Origin of the sequence: Streptomyces sp. PTY087I2 (genome assembly GCF_001687325.1) — a bacterium.
Classification (GTDB): Bacteria; Actinomycetota; Actinomycetes; order Streptomycetales; family Streptomycetaceae; genus Streptomyces.
This window is the reverse complement of the sequence record NZ_LZRD01000004.1, coordinates 123,186-140,891: the sequence shown is the minus strand read 5'-3', so window position 1 is coordinate 140,891 and position 17,706 is coordinate 123,186. Positions and strand designations below refer to the sequence as shown.

Here is a 17,706-nt window from a genome sequence, read left to right as displayed (position 1 = left end):
GGCATGTCGTCAAGCGTTCAGCGCCCCCGTGTTCGGAAAAGCCCTGCCGCCCGGCGTGCGGAGATCGTCGACGCGGCCGCCGCCGTCGCCCTCGCCGAGGGGCTGGAGTGCGTGACCCTGCGCCGGATCGGCGACGACCTCGGCGTCCGGCCGGGGCTGATCAGCCACTACTTCCCGTCCGCCGAGGAGCTGGTGGCCGAGGCCTTCGGCAGCGCGGCGACCGGGGAACTGGACGCACTGCTGCCCGAGGGCCCGGCGGACATCTCCCCCGTGCGGCGGCTGGCGGGCTTCCTCGGCCGTACGACGGGCGAGGAGTACGACGCGATCAGCCGGCTCTGGATCAACGCCCGCCACCTCAGCCGCTACCGGCCCGCCCTGCGGGACCGGGTGGCCGAACAGGAGGCCGCCTGGCGCGGACGCCTGGAGGGCCTGATCCGGGAGGGCGTGGAGCGCGGCGAGTTCCGCACCCCGGACCCGTCGGTGACGACCGTCCAGATCCTGGTCGTGCTGGACGGGCTCGGCGCCCACGCCAACACCGACACGAGCGGGCGGCCCGCCGCGGTGGCCCGGATGGCACACACCACGGCGGAGCGCGAACTGGGCCTGGCGGAGGGCGCCTTGAGCACCTGATCCGCCGCACCCCGACCGCCTGCCGTCCCCTGCCGTCTTCCGATCAGCACCCCTGGAGCCACCGTGCGTACCTCACTCGTCCTCCTCTCCGCCCGACTGCTCGACCCGGTCACGGGCCGGTTCCTGCCGGAGACCGCGCTGGCCGTGTCCGGCGGGCGGACGGCAGCGCTGGGCGGCGACCGGGAGATCCGGGCGCTGGCCGACGCCTCGACCACGGTGATCGACCTCAGGGGCGCGGTGGTCACCCCGGGCCTGGTCGACGGGCATCTCCACCCGGTCTCGGGGGCCGAACTGACGCATGGGCTCGACCTGTCCGGCTGTACGGACCTGGCGGGGGTGCGCGAAGCGCTGGCGGGCGAGGTGCGGCGGCTGACCCCCGGCGCGTGGCTGCACGCCTGGGGCCTGGACCCGAACGTCTTCGGCGACGCGCCGGTGGAATCCGCCGCCCTCTCCCCCGTGCTCGACGGCGTACCGGCCCTGCTCCAGCTCTTCGACGCCCACTCGATGCTGGCCAGCCCGCGCGCGCTGGAGCTGGCGGGGGTGGACGGCCCCCGGACGTTCGACCAGGCCGCCGAGGTGGTCTGCGACGCGGCGGGGCGGCCGACCGGGCTGCTGCTGGAGGACGCCGCCTGCGAACTCGTCGAGCGGGCCGCGCCCCGGCCCACCCGTGAGGAGAGCCGCGACCGGCTGGCCGCCGCGCTGCGCTCGATGGCCGCCGCGGGGCTCACCGGCGGCCACGCCATGGACGCGAACGGGGACAGCCTCGCCCTCTACGCCGAGCTGGACGCGGCGGGCGACCTGCCGCTGCGGCTGCGGGTCGCGCCCTGGTGCCAGCCCGGTGCGGACGCGGACGCGGTACGGGAGCTGATCGGGCAGCAGGGTACGGGCGGGACCCTGTGGCGGACGGCGGGCGTCAAGCTGTTCATGGACGGCACGATCGACAACGGCACCGCCTGGCTGGAGCGCCCCGACTGCCACGGCGAGTCGACCCACGCCTTCTGGCCCGACCCCGAGGTCTACACCCGGGTCATCGGGGAGCTGCACCGCGCCGGGGTGCCCACCGCCACCCACGCGATCGGGGACGCCGCCGTACGCCACGCCCTGGACTCGGTGGCGAAGGCCCGGACCGCCGGAGGCCCTGCCGTACGCCACCGGATCGAGCACATCGAGACGGTGCCCGACGACACCGTGGCCCGGTTCGCGGAGCTGGGCGTGGTGGCCTCCATGCAGCCCACGCACTGCTGCGACTTCACCCGGGCCGACCACACCGACAACTGGTCGCGGCGGCTCGGCGAGGAGCGCGCCTCCCGGGCCTGGCGCTGCCGCGACCTGTGGGACGCGGGCGCGCGGGTGGTCCTCGGCTCCGACTGGCCGATCGCCCCCTTCCCGCCGCTGGGCGTCATGGCGGGCGCCCGCCACCGCCGCCCCGGCCGCGACCTCACCCAGCCGCCGCACGGCCCCGGCCAGGCGCTCACCGCCCTCGAAGCGCTCCAGGGCATGACGGTCAACGCCGCCTGGGCGGCGGGCGAGGAGCACGAGGCCGGGCGGCTCGCCGTGGGCCACCGCGCCGACTTCACCGTCTTCGCGGACAGCCCGCTGACCACGTCGGCCGTCGAGCTGCCGGACCTGCCGGTGCTGCTCACGGTCGTCGACGGCCGCCCCACCCACCGCGACGCGTCACTCTGAGCGCTCCTCACGCGCCGGGGCGGCAGGCGCTACTTGCCGAAGCGGCGTTCCCGGCTGGCGTACGAGCGCAGCGCGCGCAGGAAGTCCACGTGCCGGAACGCCGGCCAGTAGCAGTCCACCCAGTGCATCTCGGCGTACGCGGACTGCCAGAGCAGGAAGCCGGACAGGCGCTGCTCCCCGGAGGTGCGGATGATGAAGTCGGTGTGGTCGGCCACGGGTGAGTAGAGATGGCGGGAGATGTCGTCGATCCCGAACCGGGCGACCAGTTCGGCGGGGTCGCCGCCGGCCGCGATGTGCTCCTCGAAGGCGCTCTTCACCGCGTCGACGATCTCGCGCCGGCCGCCGTAGCCGACCGCCACGTCCACCTTGAGGCCGCCGCGCCCGGCCGTGGCGGCGGTGGCCTCTTTGAGCACCCGGGCGCTGGTGCCGGGCAGCATGTCGAGCGAGCCGATCGCCCGGACCTCCCAGTCCCGGCCCTCGGCCGTGATGTCCCGGACGGTCTCCTCGATGACCTCGATCAGCGGGCCGAGCTCCTCGGCGGGGCGGCCCAGGTTGTCGTCGGAGAGCATGAAGAGGGTAACGTGCTCGATCCCGGCGGCCGTGCACCAGCCCAGGAACGTGGTCACCTTGGCACCGCCCGCCCGGTAGCCCTCCCGGACGTCCGTGTGCCCGGCCTTGCGGGCCCAGCGCCGGTTGCCGTCGACCATGATCCCGACGTGCTGGGGGCGCGGCAGGCCCACCAGGGTCGCGGCGAGCCGACGCTCGTACACCGCTTCGAGGGGCCTTCGGAGGAACAGGGGGAGCAGCTTCATGAACCCTCTCCAGCACGGGGCACCGGCACGGGACAGCGGATGTCGACGGACCTTATCAGCGGCTCCGGAGAGTGGCGTGGGTCCGTCCCGGACCGGGGCTTCCGGAGGCCGGACCGGCTCGGTGCGGGCACAATCGAAGTGCTTCTCCCAATGACCCCTGCGGGAAGAGGGGTACCACGTGGACCACCGTCCCGGCCGGCCGGGCACCCCGCTCGGTGCCGTGCTCGACCGGCTGCCTGTCCCACGGATCCTCCGGCGCGCCGTGGGCGCGGCCACGGCGATGGGCGGCACCCGGCGCCTGGAATGGCTCAACGCGGCGGGCGACCACATCGGTACGACGCTCGACCTGGACCGGACCGCCCAGGAACTGGCGGACTACGCCGTACCGGAGCTGGCCGACGCGGCCGCGGTCGACCTGCTGGAATCGATCGTGCGCGGAGGCGAGGGGGAACGGAGCGGATCGGCCGAGGCGCCCGTGACCCGGGCGATGGCCGTGGCACACATCGACGAGCTCGGGAACCTCGAACCGGACCCGGTGGGGGAGCTGACCACGTCCCACCCCTCCAAAGTGGCCCATCAGTGCCTGGTCACGCGCCGACCGGCACTGGTGCGACGCATCGCCCCGGCACAGTACGAGTACATCGCCCCCACCTCGCACGCCGCCCTCGTCCTGCGCCGCGCGGGAGTGCACAGCTATCTGGCGCTGCCCCTCGTCTCCCGGGGTGTCCTCCTGGGACTCGTCGATTTCCTCCGGTCCGGGGACCGGCCGCCGTTCTCGCACGCCGACGTGGCCCTGGCGTGCGAGCTGGCGGCGAAGGCCGCGGTGTTCGTGGACAACGCCCGCCTGTACGGGCGTGAGCGCGCGGCCGTCGTCAAGCTGCAACGCGCCCTGCTGCCCCGCGCCGCTCCCTCCACACCGGGCCTCCAGGTCGTGTCGAGCTACCGGCCCGCCGTCGACCCCGGCGGTGTGGGCGGCGACTGGTTCGACGTGGTGGCCCTGCCGAGCGGACGCAGCGCCCTCGTCGTGGGGGACGTGATGGGCCATGGGCTGGCGGCCGCGGCGACCATGGGCCGGCTGCGCTCCGTCGCCCGTACGCTCCTGGGTCTCGACATCTCACCGGAACGCGTACTGGCCCGGCTCGACCTGGCCGCCCGCGACCTGGAGGAGGACCAGGTCGCCACCTGCCTGTGCGCCGTCTACGACCACGCCGAGCGGACGTACCGGCTGGCCAGCGCGGGGCACCCGCCGCCCCTGACGATCGACGCCGCCGGTCGTGCCGCCTTCCTGGACGTGCCCCCGGGCGCCCCCCTGGGCTCGGGGGTCATCCCCTACGACGAGGTGACGGCGGAGGTGCCGGAAGGCAGCCGCCTCGTGATGTACACCGACGGGCTGATCAAGAACCGGCACGAGGACGTCGATGTCCTGCTGGAACGCCTGCGCGCGTCGGTCGACGGCCCGTCGGCCGCTCTGGCGGACAGCTGCGAGGCGATCTGGACCGGGACCGACAGCTGCGGTGACGGGCGGTTCGACGACGCCGTCGTGCTCATGGCGGAGACCCTGGCGCGGCCCGACGCGGACGTGGTCGTCTGGTCGCTCCCGGACGACGGGTCGGCCGCCGGTGCGGCGCGCCGTCTGGTCCGCGCCCAGCTGGAACGCTGGTCGCTCTCCGAGCTGATGGACGTCACCGAACTGGTCGTGAGCGAACTCGTCGGCAACGCCCTCCGTTACGGCGGCGGACCGAGCGGGCTGCGCCTGCTGCGCCACGACCGGCTGTGCGTCGAGGTCTCGGACATCGGGCCGGATCTGCCCCAGATCCAGCACGCCCCGCTCAGCGCCGAGGGCGGCCGCGGTCTCCAGCTGATCAACATGCTCTGCCGCCGGTGGGGCTCCTGCCGGACCCCCGGGGGAAAGGTCGTCTGGGCCGAGCAGGATCTGCCCTCTACGACGGCGAACCCTCATCACTCGCCGCCACAGCCCGGTCGCTGACCAGCGCCGCCAGCACCAGCGGCTGGTCACCGTCGCTCCGTCCCAGCGTCAGGGCGAGCCGGCGGCCGTCGGCGCCCACCGGACCCCACACCACCAGGTCCCCGTACAGGTCCTGCCGGAACAGGGCCTCGAACAGCGGGTCCACCGCCGAGCCGCCCTGCCACCGCAGCAACGGCCCATGCAGGGGGACCTCGGTGTGCGGGCCCCAGCGGCGGCCCAACTCCACGGCCAGGGACATCAGACGGGCCTCCGCCGCCTCCTCCGCATCGCTCCACTCGGGGGCGTACACGCCGGTCATCGGGTCGCCCTCCCAGAGCGGGACGATACGGAAGCCGGGCCCCTGGGTGGCGGTCCACTCGCCGGTCGCCGGGTCGCCCAGCGCGGTCGTGAGGCCGGTGGGCGGCAGGGGGACGGCGAGGAGTTCCTCGATCTCGGTCAACGCCCGCCCGAGCTCGAAGGGCTCCCCCGCGCGGGAGGTCACAGCACCGGCCGGTCCATCGGGCGGGGCAGCGGCGCCAGCGCCCCCGCCTCGCGCAGCCGCTCGTACACCCGCACCACGGTCACGCTGTCGCCCGGGGCCGCGATGCTCAGCAACTCCCCGCCGCCCGGCAGGGGTTCGCGGACGGTCTCCAGGTCTCCGGGGACGAGGGCGGCGCGGGCCGGGGAGAGATAGCCGGTGCGGCCGACGACGGGGTCGCCCACGGAGTAGCCGGCGTCGTCCTCCAGCGCGTCCAGCACGTCGTCGTCGCTCACATCGCCGAAGTCCGGCTCCCACTCCCGGGCGACGAGGGTGAGCAGGGCCTCCTCGGGGACCACGGCCTCGTCCGGGGCGTGCAGGATGATCGCGAGCGACTGGAGCAGGAACTCCGGCGCGCCCCCGGCCAGTCCGCTGACCTCGGCCTGCCAGCCGGCCGCGCCGGTACCGACGAGCCGCAGCCCGGTCCCGGTGAGGTCGGACCAGTCGGTCGCGCTCTGGGCGGTGCGGAGCGCGCCGAGCAGGGCGTCCCGGTCGGCGGTGAAGGCGGTGGCGGGCCCGTTCCCGTGGACCTGGCTCCAGACGTCGGCCGCCTGCGGGACCAGCTCGGCGAGCCCGTCGAGGGTCCGCAGCCACCGGTCGGCCACCGCCTCGACCGGCTCCGGCCGGGGACCCCAGAAGCCCCGCACTACACGTCGCATGCTCGTCTCTCCTCCGTCGGCCTGCCCGCTGCACGCGGCTCCCCCGGCCGGCCGGCGGCCGGGGAGCACCACGCGTTGCAGGCTAGTCGAAGGCTTCCGGTTTCCTGGTGCTGTCGCCCGGGTGGGGCTTGGTGTGCACCACCTTGATCGGCAGCCCCTCGTCCCGGAACGCCTTGCGGGCCGCCTTGGCCACGTCCGGGTCGGAGAAGTGCCACTCCACGGTCCGGCCGCCGGCCGCCTCGACCTGGGCGCGGGCCTCGGTGACGAACTTGTCCTTGCCGGACGGGGTCAGGGAGCCCCGGTCGGTCTGGGACAGATAGCTGCCGTAACCGTTCTTGGCCTCCAGGAACGTCTGCCGGGAGGAGTCCCAACCGTCGTACTCCACCGCCGGCTTGCCCTCGCGCGGATGCGGGACGACGTACTCCTGGCCGCGGTTGGTGCCGGTCACCTGCTCCTGGTAGCGGAGCCAGGACTCGTTCTTCCAGTTCGGCGCGGGGTTGCGGTCCCGGCTGGCCCAGTAGCCGTCGCCCGCGTCGGCGTCGCCGAGCGTACGCTCCTTGAGATCGTCGGCCCAGGACGGCGGGTTGTAGTTGCGCGGGTCGGAGGTGTCGTTGTGCTTCGGCTCCGGGTACTTCTTCTTGTCCGCCTCCGCCCGGCGCGCCCGCTCCGGCTCCTCCAGCCGCTTCTGGTCCAGGTGCGCCTGGCGTTCCGCCGCCCGCGCCTCCTCGGCCGCCTTCTTGGCCGCCTCGTCGCAGCCGCCCTCGGCGAGGACGACGCGGCCCGCGGAGCCGCCCGCGAGCACCCCGGTGCCCGCGCCCGGCACACCGCCGAGCCCGCTTCCGCCTCCGCCGTACGGCACCCTGGGCGGTCCGCCCGCGATGACGCAGCCGGTCCGGCGCGCGGCGTCCTCGGCGCTGTCCGCCGCCTCGTCGGCCTCCTTCGCCGCCTTGCGTACGCCGTCGAGGTCGCCCGCGTCCGCGGCCTTGCGGGCCCGGCGGGCGGCGGCGCTCGCATCGCCCGCCGCGTCCGCGACATCGGAGGCCACCTTGCCGACCTTGCCGAGCTTCCCGGCCTTGCCGACCACCTTCGCCACGTTGTAGCCGGGGATGAACAGCGAACCGACGTTCCAGATCACATCGGTGACGGCCCGGGTCTTCTCACCGTTGTTCCAGCGCTCGCGGACCTCGTCGCCCACGAAGACGTCGTCGCCGACCGTGATCACCGTGTTGACGGAGGCCCCGCCCCAGTCCAGGAGCGCGCCCAGGTAGTCGCCGTCGGCCCACTTGTCGCCCGCGCCCTCGGAGTCGGCCACCCACTGGTCGCCGAGCTGCTTGCCGTAGTCGACCAGGCCCGACCAGGTCTCCGGCTTGAACAGGTCGATGATGCCGGTGATGTCGCCCCAGATCCCGTCGACCACGATGCCCTTGACGACCTGGGTCGTACGGTCCCAGGCACACCCGAAGAAGCCCCAGCCGCTACAGTCCTCCTGCTCCTCGGCCTGCTCGCCGCCCTCGCCGTCACCGTCGCCGTCGTCGGACGCCTGTACGTCGTAGGCGGCCTCGGGCTCCTCGTTGTCCTCGGAGTAGGTGTCCTCGCCGGTGCCGGGACGGCCGTCGTCGGGCCCGCCGGTGCCACCGGAGGAGTCGGGGCTTCCGGTGCCTTGGGTTCCGCTGGAGCCCTGGGTCCCTTGGGTGCCTTGGGTGCCTTCGGAACCGCCGGTGCCTTGGGTTCCGCCCGTGCCCTCCGTACCGCCGGAGCTGCCCGTGCCGCCGGAGCCGCCCGTGCCGCCGCTGCCTCCCGTCGCATCGCCACCGGTCGTGCCGCCTGTGGTCGTGCCGCCGGTCGTGCCGCCCGTGGTCGTCGAACCACCGTCGGCGGCCCCGCCATCCGCACCCCCGTCGGCCCCGCCATCCGCGCCCCCGTCCGCGCTCCCCGACGTACCGCCGTCCGCGCCACCGCCCGGATCGTCCCCCGCGACGGTGTCGCTGCCTCCGGGTGACACCGGGCACGAGCTGCCCGTCAGTGAGCAGATCGCCGACTGGAGCCCCTCCGTGATCCGGCCGCCGAGGCCGCCCACCGTCAGCGCCCCGATCAGCGCGACGACGATCAGGACCAGGCCCAGGTACTCCAGCGCGGACTGCCCCCGGTCCCGGCGCCAGGTGATCATGTGCGGGAGCGAGAACTTCGGCGGCTCCCCGCGCTCCCGGGGCGGCAGCAGGAACCACGCGCGGCTCTCCGGACGGCGCAGCAGCACCAGGATCAGCGCCGGCAGCACCAGCTGCGTGAACCCGTCCGGCGACCCGTCCGACAGGTTGCCGAGGCCGCCGATGATCAGCCAGATCTGGACGGCGACGATCCCCCACCGCACGCGTCTGCCGCCGGTACGCAGATGCCAGGCCAGCAGCGCGCAGAGCACCCCGGGCGCGGAGGCGTACAGCAGGATGCCGAACACCTGGGCGCCCATGGCGTCGGCGGCGATCGCGGAGCCGGAGAGACCGACCGCGCCGAGGACCGTCGCGCCGAGCAGGACCAGGAGCAGCACCCGGACCGCGGCGAGCGGGCCCGGGAGATCACGACGGGGGGCGGCGGCCGGGGCCGGGCCTCCCGCTACGGGTATGCCACCGACAGCAGACATACGCGATCCGACCCCCGGTGCCCATGAGTGACATGACAACCGGTCACCCTAGGGTCGGGGCGCCTCGCGCGTCGTGGGCCCCAGGGCCCAACCACGGGCCCACAGGGGCGAATCCGGCCCCGCTCAGCCCGCAGAAAAAGCGGCTGCCGGGCACCCCCGTGGAGGGGCGCCCGGCAGCCGGGGTTCGTACGGGGTGCGTCAGTCGGTGAGGTTCACCGAGCGGGCCGAGGACGCGCCGATCTCCTCGGCGATCTCGTTCAGCACCGGCTGCGGGACCGTCTCGTCGACGGTGAGGACGACCAGCGCCTCGCCGCCCTCCGTGGCCCGCGAGACCTGCATGCCCGCGATGTTCAGCCCGGCCTCGCCGAGGATCTTGCCGACCGTGCCGACCACACCGGGACGGTCCTGGTAGCGCAGGACGACCATGTGGTCCGCGAGGGCCAGGTCGACGTCGTGCTCGCCGATGGCCACGATCTTCTGGAGGTGCTTCGGGCCGGCCAGCGTGCCGGAGACCGCGACCTCCTCGCCGCTGCCGAGCGTGCCGCGCACGGTGACCACGTTGCGGTGGTCGGGCGATTCGGAGCTGGTGGTGAGGCGGACCTCGACACCGCGCTCCTGCGCGAACAGCGGGGCGTTGACGTACGACACGGTCTCGTCGACGACGTCCTCGAAGACGCCCTTGAGCGCGGAGAGCTCCAGCACCTTGACGTCGTGCTGGGTGATCTCGCCGTACACCTCGACGTCGAGGCGGGCCGCGACCTCGCCCGCCAGCGCGGTGAAGATCCGGCCGAGCTTCTCGGCGAGCGGCAGACCGGGGCGTACGTCCTCGGCGATGACGCCGCCCTGGACGTTGACCGCGTCCGGGACCAGCTCACCGGCGAGCGCGAGACGCACGGACTTGGCGACGGCGATGCCCGCCTTCTCCTGCGCCTCGTCGGTGGAGGCGCCGAGGTGCGGGGTGCAGACGACCTGGTCGAACTGGAACAGCGGGGAGTCCGTGCAGGGCTCCTTCGCATACACATCGAGGCCGGCGCCGGCGACGCGGCCCTCCTTGAGGGCGGAGTACAGGGCCTCCTCGTCGACGATCCCGCCGCGCGCGGCGTTGACGATGCGGACCGAGGGCTTCACCTTGTGCAGCGCCTCGTCGCCGATGAGACCGAGGGTCTCGGGGGTCTTCGGCAGGTGCACGGTGATGAAGTCGGCGACCTCCAGCAGCTCGTCCAGGCTGAGGAGCTTGACGCCCATCTGCGCGGCGCGGGCCGGCTGGACGTAGGGGTCGTAGGCGACGATCTTCATGCCGAAGGCCGACATGCGCTGGGCGACCAGGACGCCGATGCGGCCGAGGCCGACGACGCCGAGGACCTTCTCGCTGAGCTCGACCCCGGTGTACTTGGAGCGCTTCCACTCGCCGTTCTTGAGCGCGGTGTTGGCCTGCGGGATGTTGCGCGCGGTGGCCACCAGCAGACCGCAGGCCAGCTCGGCGGCGGTGACGATGTTGGAGGTCGGGGCGTTGACGACCATCACGCCGGCCTTGGTGGCGGCGGAGACGTCCACGTTGTCCAGACCGACGCCCGCGCGGGCCACGACCCGGAGCTTCTTGGCGGCGGCGAGGGCCTCGGCGTCGACCTTGGTGGCGGAGCGCACCAGGATCGCGTCGACGTCGGCGATCGCGGGGAGCAGCTCGGCGCGGTCCGCGCCGTTGCAGTGCCGGATCTCGAAATCCGGACCCAGGGCGTCGACCGTGGCGGGCGACAGCTCTTCAGCGATGAGTACGACAGGTTTCGAGCTCACGTGAGTCCTCACAAGTCCAGTGCGGACGGCCGTCCCGACGGCCGCAGGCGGTGGAGGGGCTAGCCGCGTGGTAGACGCACGACACTGTGGGCCCTGACGCGTGTATGTGTTGAGAAGTGTAGTCATGCGACGGGCCGTGTACCGCGCCCCCGTGGAAGGATCACCCGCACGAGGGTGGACGTGGTGTACAGCCGTACGGAACGCCCCCGGGATGCTGCGGAGCGGGGCGGGTCCGTGACGGCCCCGCCCCGCTCCCCCGAGGCCTAGGCCTCTTCGTCGTTCACCCAGCTCATGAGCTTGCGCAGCTCGCGGCCCGTGGTCTCCAGCAGGTGGTCGCTGTCGGCCTTCTTGTACTCGTTGTACTTGGGCAGACCGTTGTGGTATTCGGCCATCCAGTTCTTGGCGAAGGTGCCGTCCTGGATCTCGGCGAGGACCTTCTTCATCTCGGCCTTGGTGGCGTCGGTGATGATCCGGGGGCCGGTGACGTAGTCGCCCCACTCGGCGGTCTCCGAGATGGACCAGCGCATCTTCTCCAGGCCGCCCTCGTACATGAGGTCGACGATGAGCTTCAGCTCGTGCAGGCACTCGAAGTACGCGATCTCGGGCTGGTAGCCGGCCTCGGTCAGCGTCTCGAAACCGGCCTTGACCAGGGCGGCGGTGCCACCGCAGAGGACGGCCTGCTCACCGAACAGGTCGGTCTCGGTCTCCTCGGTGAAGGTGGTCTTGATGACGCCGGCGCGGGTGCCGCCGATGCCCTTGGCGTACGACAGGGCGAGCTCCAGGCCCTTGCCCGTGGCGTCCTGCTCGACGGCCACGATGCAGGGGACGCCGCGGCCCTCCTCGTACTGGCGGCGGACCAGGTGGCCGGGGCCCTTGGGGGCGACCATGCAGACGTCGACGTCGGCCGGGGGCTTGATGAAGCCGAAGCGGATGTTCAGGCCGTGGCCGAAGAACAGCGCGTCGCCGGCCTTGAGGTTGTCCTTGACGGACTCCTCGTAGACCTGGGCCTGGATCGGGTCCGGGACGAGGATCATGATGACGTCGGCCTCGGCGGCCGCCTCGGCGGGGGTCACCACGCGCAGGCCCTGCTCCTCGGCCTTGGCCTTGGACTTCGAGCCCTCGTGCAGACCGACGCGGACGTCGACGCCGGAGTCACGGAGCGACAGCGCGTGGGCGTGGCCCTGGCTGCCGTAACCGAGAACCGCGACCTTGCGGCCCTGGATGATGGACAGGTCGGCATCGTCGTCGTAGAACAGCTCGGCCACTGGGTCTTCTCCTTGGTGTGCAGGTGTTGCGTCCCACCGTACGGCGGGGTGCGTCGTATGCGTTGTCGGGTCTCGCCATGCGAGCGGAGTGCGCGACTCCGCCGGGTCCGTCCGCTCAGGCGGAGCGGTCGAGGGCGCGCAGGGACCGGTCGGTGATCGAGCGCGCGCCGCGCCCTATGGCGATGGTGCCGGACTGGACGAGCTCCTTGATGCCGTACTGCTCCAGCATCTTGAGCATCGCCTCCAGCTTGTCGGCCCCTCCGGTCGCCTCGATCGTGACGGCCTCCGGGGAGACGTCGACGGTCTTGGCGCGGAACAGCTGGACGATCTCGACGATCTGGGAGCGGGTCTCGCTGTCGGCGCGGACCTTCACCAGGACGAGCTCCCGCTGGATCGCAGCGGACGGCTCGAGTTCGACGATCTTCAGGACGTTGACCAGCTTGTTGAGCTGCTTGGTCACCTGCTCCAGGGGCAGGCCCTCGACATTCACGACGATGGTGATGCGGGAGATGTCGGGGTGCTCGGTCGTACCGACCGCGAGCGAGTCGATGTTGAAGCCGCGTCGGGAGAACAGGGCGGTGATCCGGGCGAGGACACCGGGCTTGTTCTCGACCAGGACGGAGAGCGTGTGCTTTTCGGACATGGGAGTCGTTCTCTCTCTGTCTCTCAGTCGTCTTCGTTGTCGCCGAAGTCGGGGCGGACGCCGCGCGCGGCCTGGACCTCGTCGTTGGAGGTGCCGGCGGCGACCATCGGCCAGACCATGGCGTCCTCGTGGACGATGAAGTCGATCACGACGGGGCGGTCGTTGATGGAGTTGGCCTCTTCGATGACCTTGTCCAGGTCGGCCGGGTCCTCGCAGCGGATGGCGTGGCAGCCCATGGCCTCGGACAGCTTGACGAAGTCCGGGACGCGGGTGCCCTTGGCGGCGTTGCCGTCGGTGTCCGCGCCGGAGTGCAGCACGGTGTTGGAGTAGCGCTGGTTGTAGAAGAGGGTCTGCCACTGGCGGACCATCCCGAGGGCGCCGTTGTTGATGACGGCGACCTTGATCGGGATGTTGTTGAGCGCGCAGGTGGTCAGTTCCTGGTTGGTCATCTGGAAGCAGCCGTCGCCGTCGATGGCCCAGACCGTGCGGTCGGGCATGCCGGCCTTGGCGCCCATCGCGGCCGGGACCGCGTACCCCATCGTTCCGGCGCCGCCGCTGTTGAGCCAGGTGGCGGGCTGCTCGTAGTCGATGAAGTGGGAGGCCCACATCTGGTGCTGTCCGACACCGGCCGCGAAGATCGTGCCCTCGGGGGCGAGCTTGCCGATGCGCTGGATGACCTGCTGCGGCGAGAGGCTGCCGTCCTCGGGCAGGTCGTAGCCGAGCGGGTAGGTGTCGCGCCAGCGGTTGAGGTCCTTCCACCAGGCGGCATAGTCGCCGGTGTTGCCCTCGGTGTGCTCGGCCTGGACCGCCTGGACCAGGTCGGCCAGGACCTCGCGGGCGTCGCCGACGATCGGCACGTCGGCGGTGCGGTTCTTGCCGATCTCGGCGGGGTCGATGTCGGCGTGGACGATCTTGGCGTACGGGGCGAAGCTGTCCAGCTTGCCGGTGACGCGGTCGTCGAAGCGGGCTCCGAGGGCGACGATCAGGTCGGCCTTCTGGAGCGCGGTGACGGCGGTGACCGCACCGTGCATGCCCGGCATTCCCACGTGCAGCGGGTGGCTGTCGGGGAAGGCGCCGAGCGCCATCAGGGTGGTGGTGACGGGCGCTCCGGTCAGCTCCGCGAGGACCTTCAGCTCGGCGGTGGCCCCGGCCTTCAGGACGCCGCCGCCGACGTACAGCACGGGGCGCTTGGACTGGGTGATCAGCTTGGCGGCCTCGCGGATCTGCTTGGCGTGCGGCTTGGTCACCGGGCGGTAGCCGGGCAGGTCCTGGGTGGGCGGCCAGCTGAAGGTGGTCTTCGCCTGGAGGGCGTCCTTGGCGATGTCGACGAGGACCGGTCCGGGGCGGCCGGTGGAGGCGATGTGGAAGGCCTCGGCGATGGTGTGCGGGATGTCCTCGGCCTTGGTGACCAGGAAGTTGTGCTTGGTGATCGGCATCGTGATGCCGCAGATGTCGGCTTCCTGGAAGGCGTCGGTGCCGATGGCCTTGGAGGCGACCTGGCCGGTGATCGCGACGAGCGGCACGGAGTCCATGTGCGCGTCGGCGATCGGGGTGACCAGGTTGGTGGCGCCGGGGCCCGAGGTGGCCATGCAGACGCCGACTTTGCCGGTGGCCTGCGCGTATCCGGTGGCGGCGTGGCCGGCGCCCTGCTCGTGGCGGACCAGGACGTGGCGGACCCGGGTGGAGTCCATCATCGGGTCGTAGGCGGGGAGGATCGCGCCGCCGGGAATGCCGAATACCGTGTCGGCGCCGACTTCCTCGAGAGAGCGGATGAGGGACTGCGCGCCCGTGACGTGCTCAACGGTGACGGACGGCTGTCCGCCGGTACGGGCGCGCGGCTGCGGGTGGTGGGCCCCGGTGGCCTGCTCGGTCATCGGCATTCTCTTCTCGAAGCTGAGGGTTTTCGCGGGTGTTTTGCGGCGTTTTGAGAGGTGTCAGTGCAACAAAAAACCCCTCGTGCCGTGAGGCAAGCGAGGGGAGCGCGCCGGATGCGGTCCGCAGAGTGTCGTGGAGTGACTCTGCTTCAGCCGACGCGCTTTCCAAGTACGAGAATTTGGGTGCGCATGGCATTGACCCTCTCTCCGGCACGCATGACGTGTCAAGTGGGTGGGACAGGCGTCTCAGTATGTGATCCGGTCAGCAGCGGGATCGAGCCGCCCGCCATCACCGGCCGGGGGCTGGGAATGCCCGGTACGGGGAACTCCCCGCGGACCAGGGCGCGTCGCAGCCGGTACTCGTCGAGCGGGCCGGAGAAGGCCATTCCCTGGCCGTGGGTGCACCCCATGGCGCGCAGGGCGAGGACCTGCTCGGGGACGTCGACGCCGTCCGCGACGGACTGGAGGCCGAGGTCGCAGGCGATCCGCAGCAGACCGCTGGTGATCTTGTGCAGCCTGGCCGATTCGACCACGCCCTCCACCAGGTTCCGGTCGAGCTTCAGTACGTCGATGGGGAGCCGGCGCAGCGCGTTGATCGCCGCGAAGCCGCTGCCGAACCCGTCGAGCGCGATCCGCACGCCGAGCCGGCGCAGGGCCACGAGGCGCTGCTCCAGGGCGTCGAAGGAGACGCGCGGGTCGCTGTCGGCGACCTCGATCATCAGGGCGCCGGAGGGCAGCCCGTGGCGGGTCAGCAGCGCCTCGATGGAGCCGGGCGGCGGGGCCGCGTCCAGCAGCCGGGCGGCGGAGAGCCGGACGGAGACGGCGACGGGGTGTCCGGCCCTGGCCCGGTCGGCGGCCTGGGCGACGGCCTCGTCCAGGAGCCAGCGGCCTAGCTCGGCGGTGCGGTCGTCGTCGCCGGAGACCCGCAGGAACTCGGCGGGGGTGAACAGGATGCCCTGGGCGGAGCGCCAGCGGGCCTGGGCGGCGACGGCGGCGACGGAGCCGCTGGCGAGATGGACGACGGGCTGGTGGAGCAGGGCGAACTCGCCGTCGCGCAGGGCGGAGCGCAGCCGGGTGGCCAGCTCGGAGCGGCGTACGACGTCGGCCTGCATCTGCGGGGCGTACAGCTCGACCCGGTCCTTGCCGCCGGCCTTGGCGCGGTACATCGCGAGGTCGGCGTTGCGCATGAGGTCGGTGGGGCTGATGGCGGGCTCGGCGAAGGCCACCCCGATGGACGCGGCCACCCGGACCTCGCTGCCGCCGATCCGGTAGGGCTGGGAGAGGGTGAGGCGCAGCCGGTCGGCGATCTCGTGGACCTGGTACTCGCGGGCGCCCTGGTCGCGGGTGCCGTCGCCCATGATGAGCGCGGCGAACTCGTCGCCGCCGAGCCGGGCGGCGGTGTCGCCGGCCCGGACGGACTCCTGGAGGCGGCGGCCGGCCTGGATGAGCAGTTCGTCGCCCGCCTGGTGGCCGATGGTGTCGTTGACCTGCTTGAAGCCGTCGAGGTCGATGAAGAGGACGGCGGTGCCGGGGTCGCCCGAGCGGCGGCCGCCGAGCGCCTGGCGGACCCGGGCGGTGAACAGGGCCCGGTTGGGCAGGTCGGTGAGCGGGTCGTGCTCGGCGTTGTGCTGCAACTGGGCCTGGAGCCGCACCCGTTCGGTGACGTCCCGGCTGTTGAGGAGGAGGCCGCCCTGGTGGCGGTTGACGGTGGACTCGACGTTGAGCCAGTCGCCGGTGCCGGAGCGGAAGCGGCATTCGATGCGGGTGGTGGGTTCCTCGTGGGGCGGGGCGGCGAGGAAGCGCCGCACCTCGTGGACGACCCGGCCGAGGTCGTCGGGGTGGATGATCGAGGACAGCTCGGCGCCGACGAGCTGCTCCGCCTCGCGCCCGTAGACCCCGGCGGCGGCGGGGCTGACGTAGCGCAGGGTGCCGTTGGGCGCGGCGATCATGATGACGTCGCTGGAGCCCTGCACCAGGGAGCGGAAGTGGTTCTCCTTCTGGGCCAGCTCCTGGGTGAGGGAGATGTTGTCCAGCAGCATGATGCCCTGCCGGACGACCAGCGCCAGGACCACGGTGCAGCCGGTGAAGATGACGACCCGGTCCACCCGGCGGCCGTCGACCACGTTGTACAGAATCCCCAGGGTGCAGACGGCGGCGGCGAGATACGGGGTGAGGGCGGCGAGGGAGCCGGCGATCGGGCGGCTGGCGATGGCGCGCGGGGGCCCCGGCCGGGCGGGCCTGCGGGCGCCGCGCCGGGCGCCCCAGGGGGCGTAGGCGAGGAGCAGCGACCCGGCGAACCAGCCGGCGTCGAGGAGCTGGCCCGAGTGGTAGGTGGAGCGCAGCAGCGGCGAGGTGAACACCGCGTCGCTCAGCACGGTGAGCGCCAGGGCGGCGATGGCGGTGTTCACCGCGGAGCGGTTGACCCCGGCCCGCCGGAAGTGCAGGGCGAGCACCATCGAGACGAGGACGATGTCGAGCAGCGGATAGGCCAGCGAGAGGGCCGCGGGCGCGACGCTGGTGTCCTGGACGCCCGCCATGTGCGCGGTGTGCGCGAGGGCGAGGCTCCAGGCGAGCGTCAGCAGGGAGCCGCCGATCAGCCAGGCGTCCAGGGCGAGGCAGACCCAGCCAGCCCGGGTGACGGGCCGTTTGGCGAGGACGAGCAGCCCGACGATGGCGGGCGGCGCGAAGCAGAGGAAGAACACGTCGGCGAGGGAGGGGGTGGGCACGGGGACGCCGAGGATCACCTCGTACCACCCCCAGACGGCGTTGCCGCAGGCCGCCATCAGGGAGGAGAGCGAGAACAGCAGCCAGGCGGGCCGCAGCCGGCCCGCGCCCGTCCGCGCGTACAGGAAGCAGGAGACCGCGGCGACCAGCGCGGCCGCGGCGAGACCGAAGTCCCCCATGAAGACGGCGACTTGCGGTGACCCCCAGCCGAAGGCGGCGCCCACCGAATATCCCGCGCAGACGAGGCCGAGCAGGATCCGGGACCGCATCCCGGTGGAGCCGGACTCGGACCGCGGGGCGAGCAGGGCCCCCAGCGCGCTCACCGGAGGGCTCCCCGCCCCGGGCCCGCCGGGCACGCGCTCCCCGGCGCCTGGCTCCGCGCGGAGCCCCTCCGGCGCCGCTCGCTCCGCGGCGGCCGGGGCCGGCCCCGGGACATCGCCCCGAGGCATGGATCCGGCCATCGGCGGGCGGTGCGCCCCGTCG

At 72.7% G+C, this 17,706-nt stretch carries 12 protein-coding genes; 3 read left to right on the top strand and 9 right to left on the bottom strand.

Going from position 1 to position 17,706, the window contains the following annotated elements; genetic code table 11:
- Window positions 1–3: 3 nt before the first annotated feature.
- Together A3Q37_RS05425 and A3Q37_RS05420 are read left to right on the top strand one after the other, a co-directional pair.
- Window positions 4–630, top strand: coding sequence for a TetR/AcrR family transcriptional regulator (locus A3Q37_RS05425; protein WP_065478289.1), 627 nt, complete (start codon window positions 4–6; stop codon window positions 628–630).
- A gap of 63 nt (window positions 631–693) precedes the next feature.
- The gene (locus A3Q37_RS05420) at window positions 694–2,316 is read left to right on the top strand and encodes an amidohydrolase (protein WP_065478283.1); all 1,623 of its coding nucleotides are present in this window, start codon (window positions 694–696) and stop codon (window positions 2,314–2,316) included.
- A gap of 29 nt (window positions 2,317–2,345) precedes the next feature.
- On the opposite strand, the gene A3Q37_RS05415 is transcribed toward A3Q37_RS05420, so the two are convergent.
- On the bottom strand, window positions 2,346–3,128 hold the full coding sequence (locus tag A3Q37_RS05415) for an isoprenyl transferase (RefSeq protein ID WP_065478280.1): 783 nt from the start codon (window positions 3,126–3,128) through the stop codon (window positions 2,346–2,348).
- Between the two features lie 280 nt (window positions 3,129–3,408).
- Here A3Q37_RS05415 and A3Q37_RS05410 point away from each other — a divergent pair, with 280 nt between their 5' ends.
- On the top strand, window positions 3,409–5,115 hold the full coding sequence (locus A3Q37_RS05410) for a SpoIIE family protein phosphatase (RefSeq protein WP_065478706.1): 1,707 nt from the start codon (window positions 3,409–3,411) through the stop codon (window positions 5,113–5,115).
- Here the strand turns inward: A3Q37_RS05410 and A3Q37_RS05405 are convergent.
- The 8 genes from A3Q37_RS05405 to A3Q37_RS05370 form a co-directional block, all read right to left on the bottom strand.
- Window positions 5,069–5,596, bottom strand: a complete 528-nt coding sequence (locus tag A3Q37_RS05405; protein WP_065478279.1) for a hypothetical protein — start codon at window positions 5,594–5,596, stop codon at window positions 5,069–5,071. The genes A3Q37_RS05410 and A3Q37_RS05405 overlap by 47 nt on opposite strands.
- On the bottom strand, window positions 5,593–6,291 hold the full coding sequence (locus A3Q37_RS05400; RefSeq protein ID WP_065478275.1) for a hypothetical protein: 699 nt from the start codon (window positions 6,289–6,291) through the stop codon (window positions 5,593–5,595). The genes A3Q37_RS05405 and A3Q37_RS05400 overlap by 4 nt, the downstream gene beginning before the upstream one ends.
- A gap of 82 nt (window positions 6,292–6,373) precedes the next feature.
- The gene (locus A3Q37_RS05395; protein WP_065478271.1) at window positions 6,374–8,926 is read right to left on the bottom strand and encodes a Tox-REase-5 domain-containing protein; all 2,553 of its coding nucleotides are present in this window, start codon (window positions 8,924–8,926) and stop codon (window positions 6,374–6,376) included.
- A 198-nt stretch (window positions 8,927–9,124) separates the two neighbouring features.
- A complete protein-coding gene (gene serA, locus A3Q37_RS05390) occupies window positions 9,125–10,717 on the bottom strand; it encodes a phosphoglycerate dehydrogenase (RefSeq protein ID WP_065478268.1) in 1,593 nt (530 codons plus the stop codon).
- 263 nt (window positions 10,718–10,980) lie between these two features.
- On the bottom strand, window positions 10,981–11,982 hold the full coding sequence (ilvC, locus tag A3Q37_RS05385) for a ketol-acid reductoisomerase (protein WP_065478267.1): 1,002 nt from the start codon (window positions 11,980–11,982) through the stop codon (window positions 10,981–10,983).
- 115 nt (window positions 11,983–12,097) lie between these two features.
- Complete coding sequence (gene ilvN / locus A3Q37_RS05380; protein ID WP_006127785.1) at window positions 12,098–12,625, bottom strand: acetolactate synthase small subunit; 528 nt, start codon at window positions 12,623–12,625, stop codon at window positions 12,098–12,100.
- A 23-nt stretch (window positions 12,626–12,648) separates the two neighbouring features.
- The gene (locus A3Q37_RS05375; protein WP_065478264.1) at window positions 12,649–14,505 is read right to left on the bottom strand and encodes an acetolactate synthase large subunit; all 1,857 of its coding nucleotides are present in this window, start codon (window positions 14,503–14,505) and stop codon (window positions 12,649–12,651) included.
- A 218-nt stretch (window positions 14,506–14,723) separates the two neighbouring features.
- On the bottom strand, window positions 14,724–17,546 hold the full coding sequence (locus tag A3Q37_RS05370; RefSeq protein WP_065478261.1) for a bifunctional diguanylate cyclase/phosphodiesterase: 2,823 nt from the start codon (window positions 17,544–17,546) through the stop codon (window positions 14,724–14,726).
- Window positions 17,547–17,706: the final 160 nt, after the last annotated feature.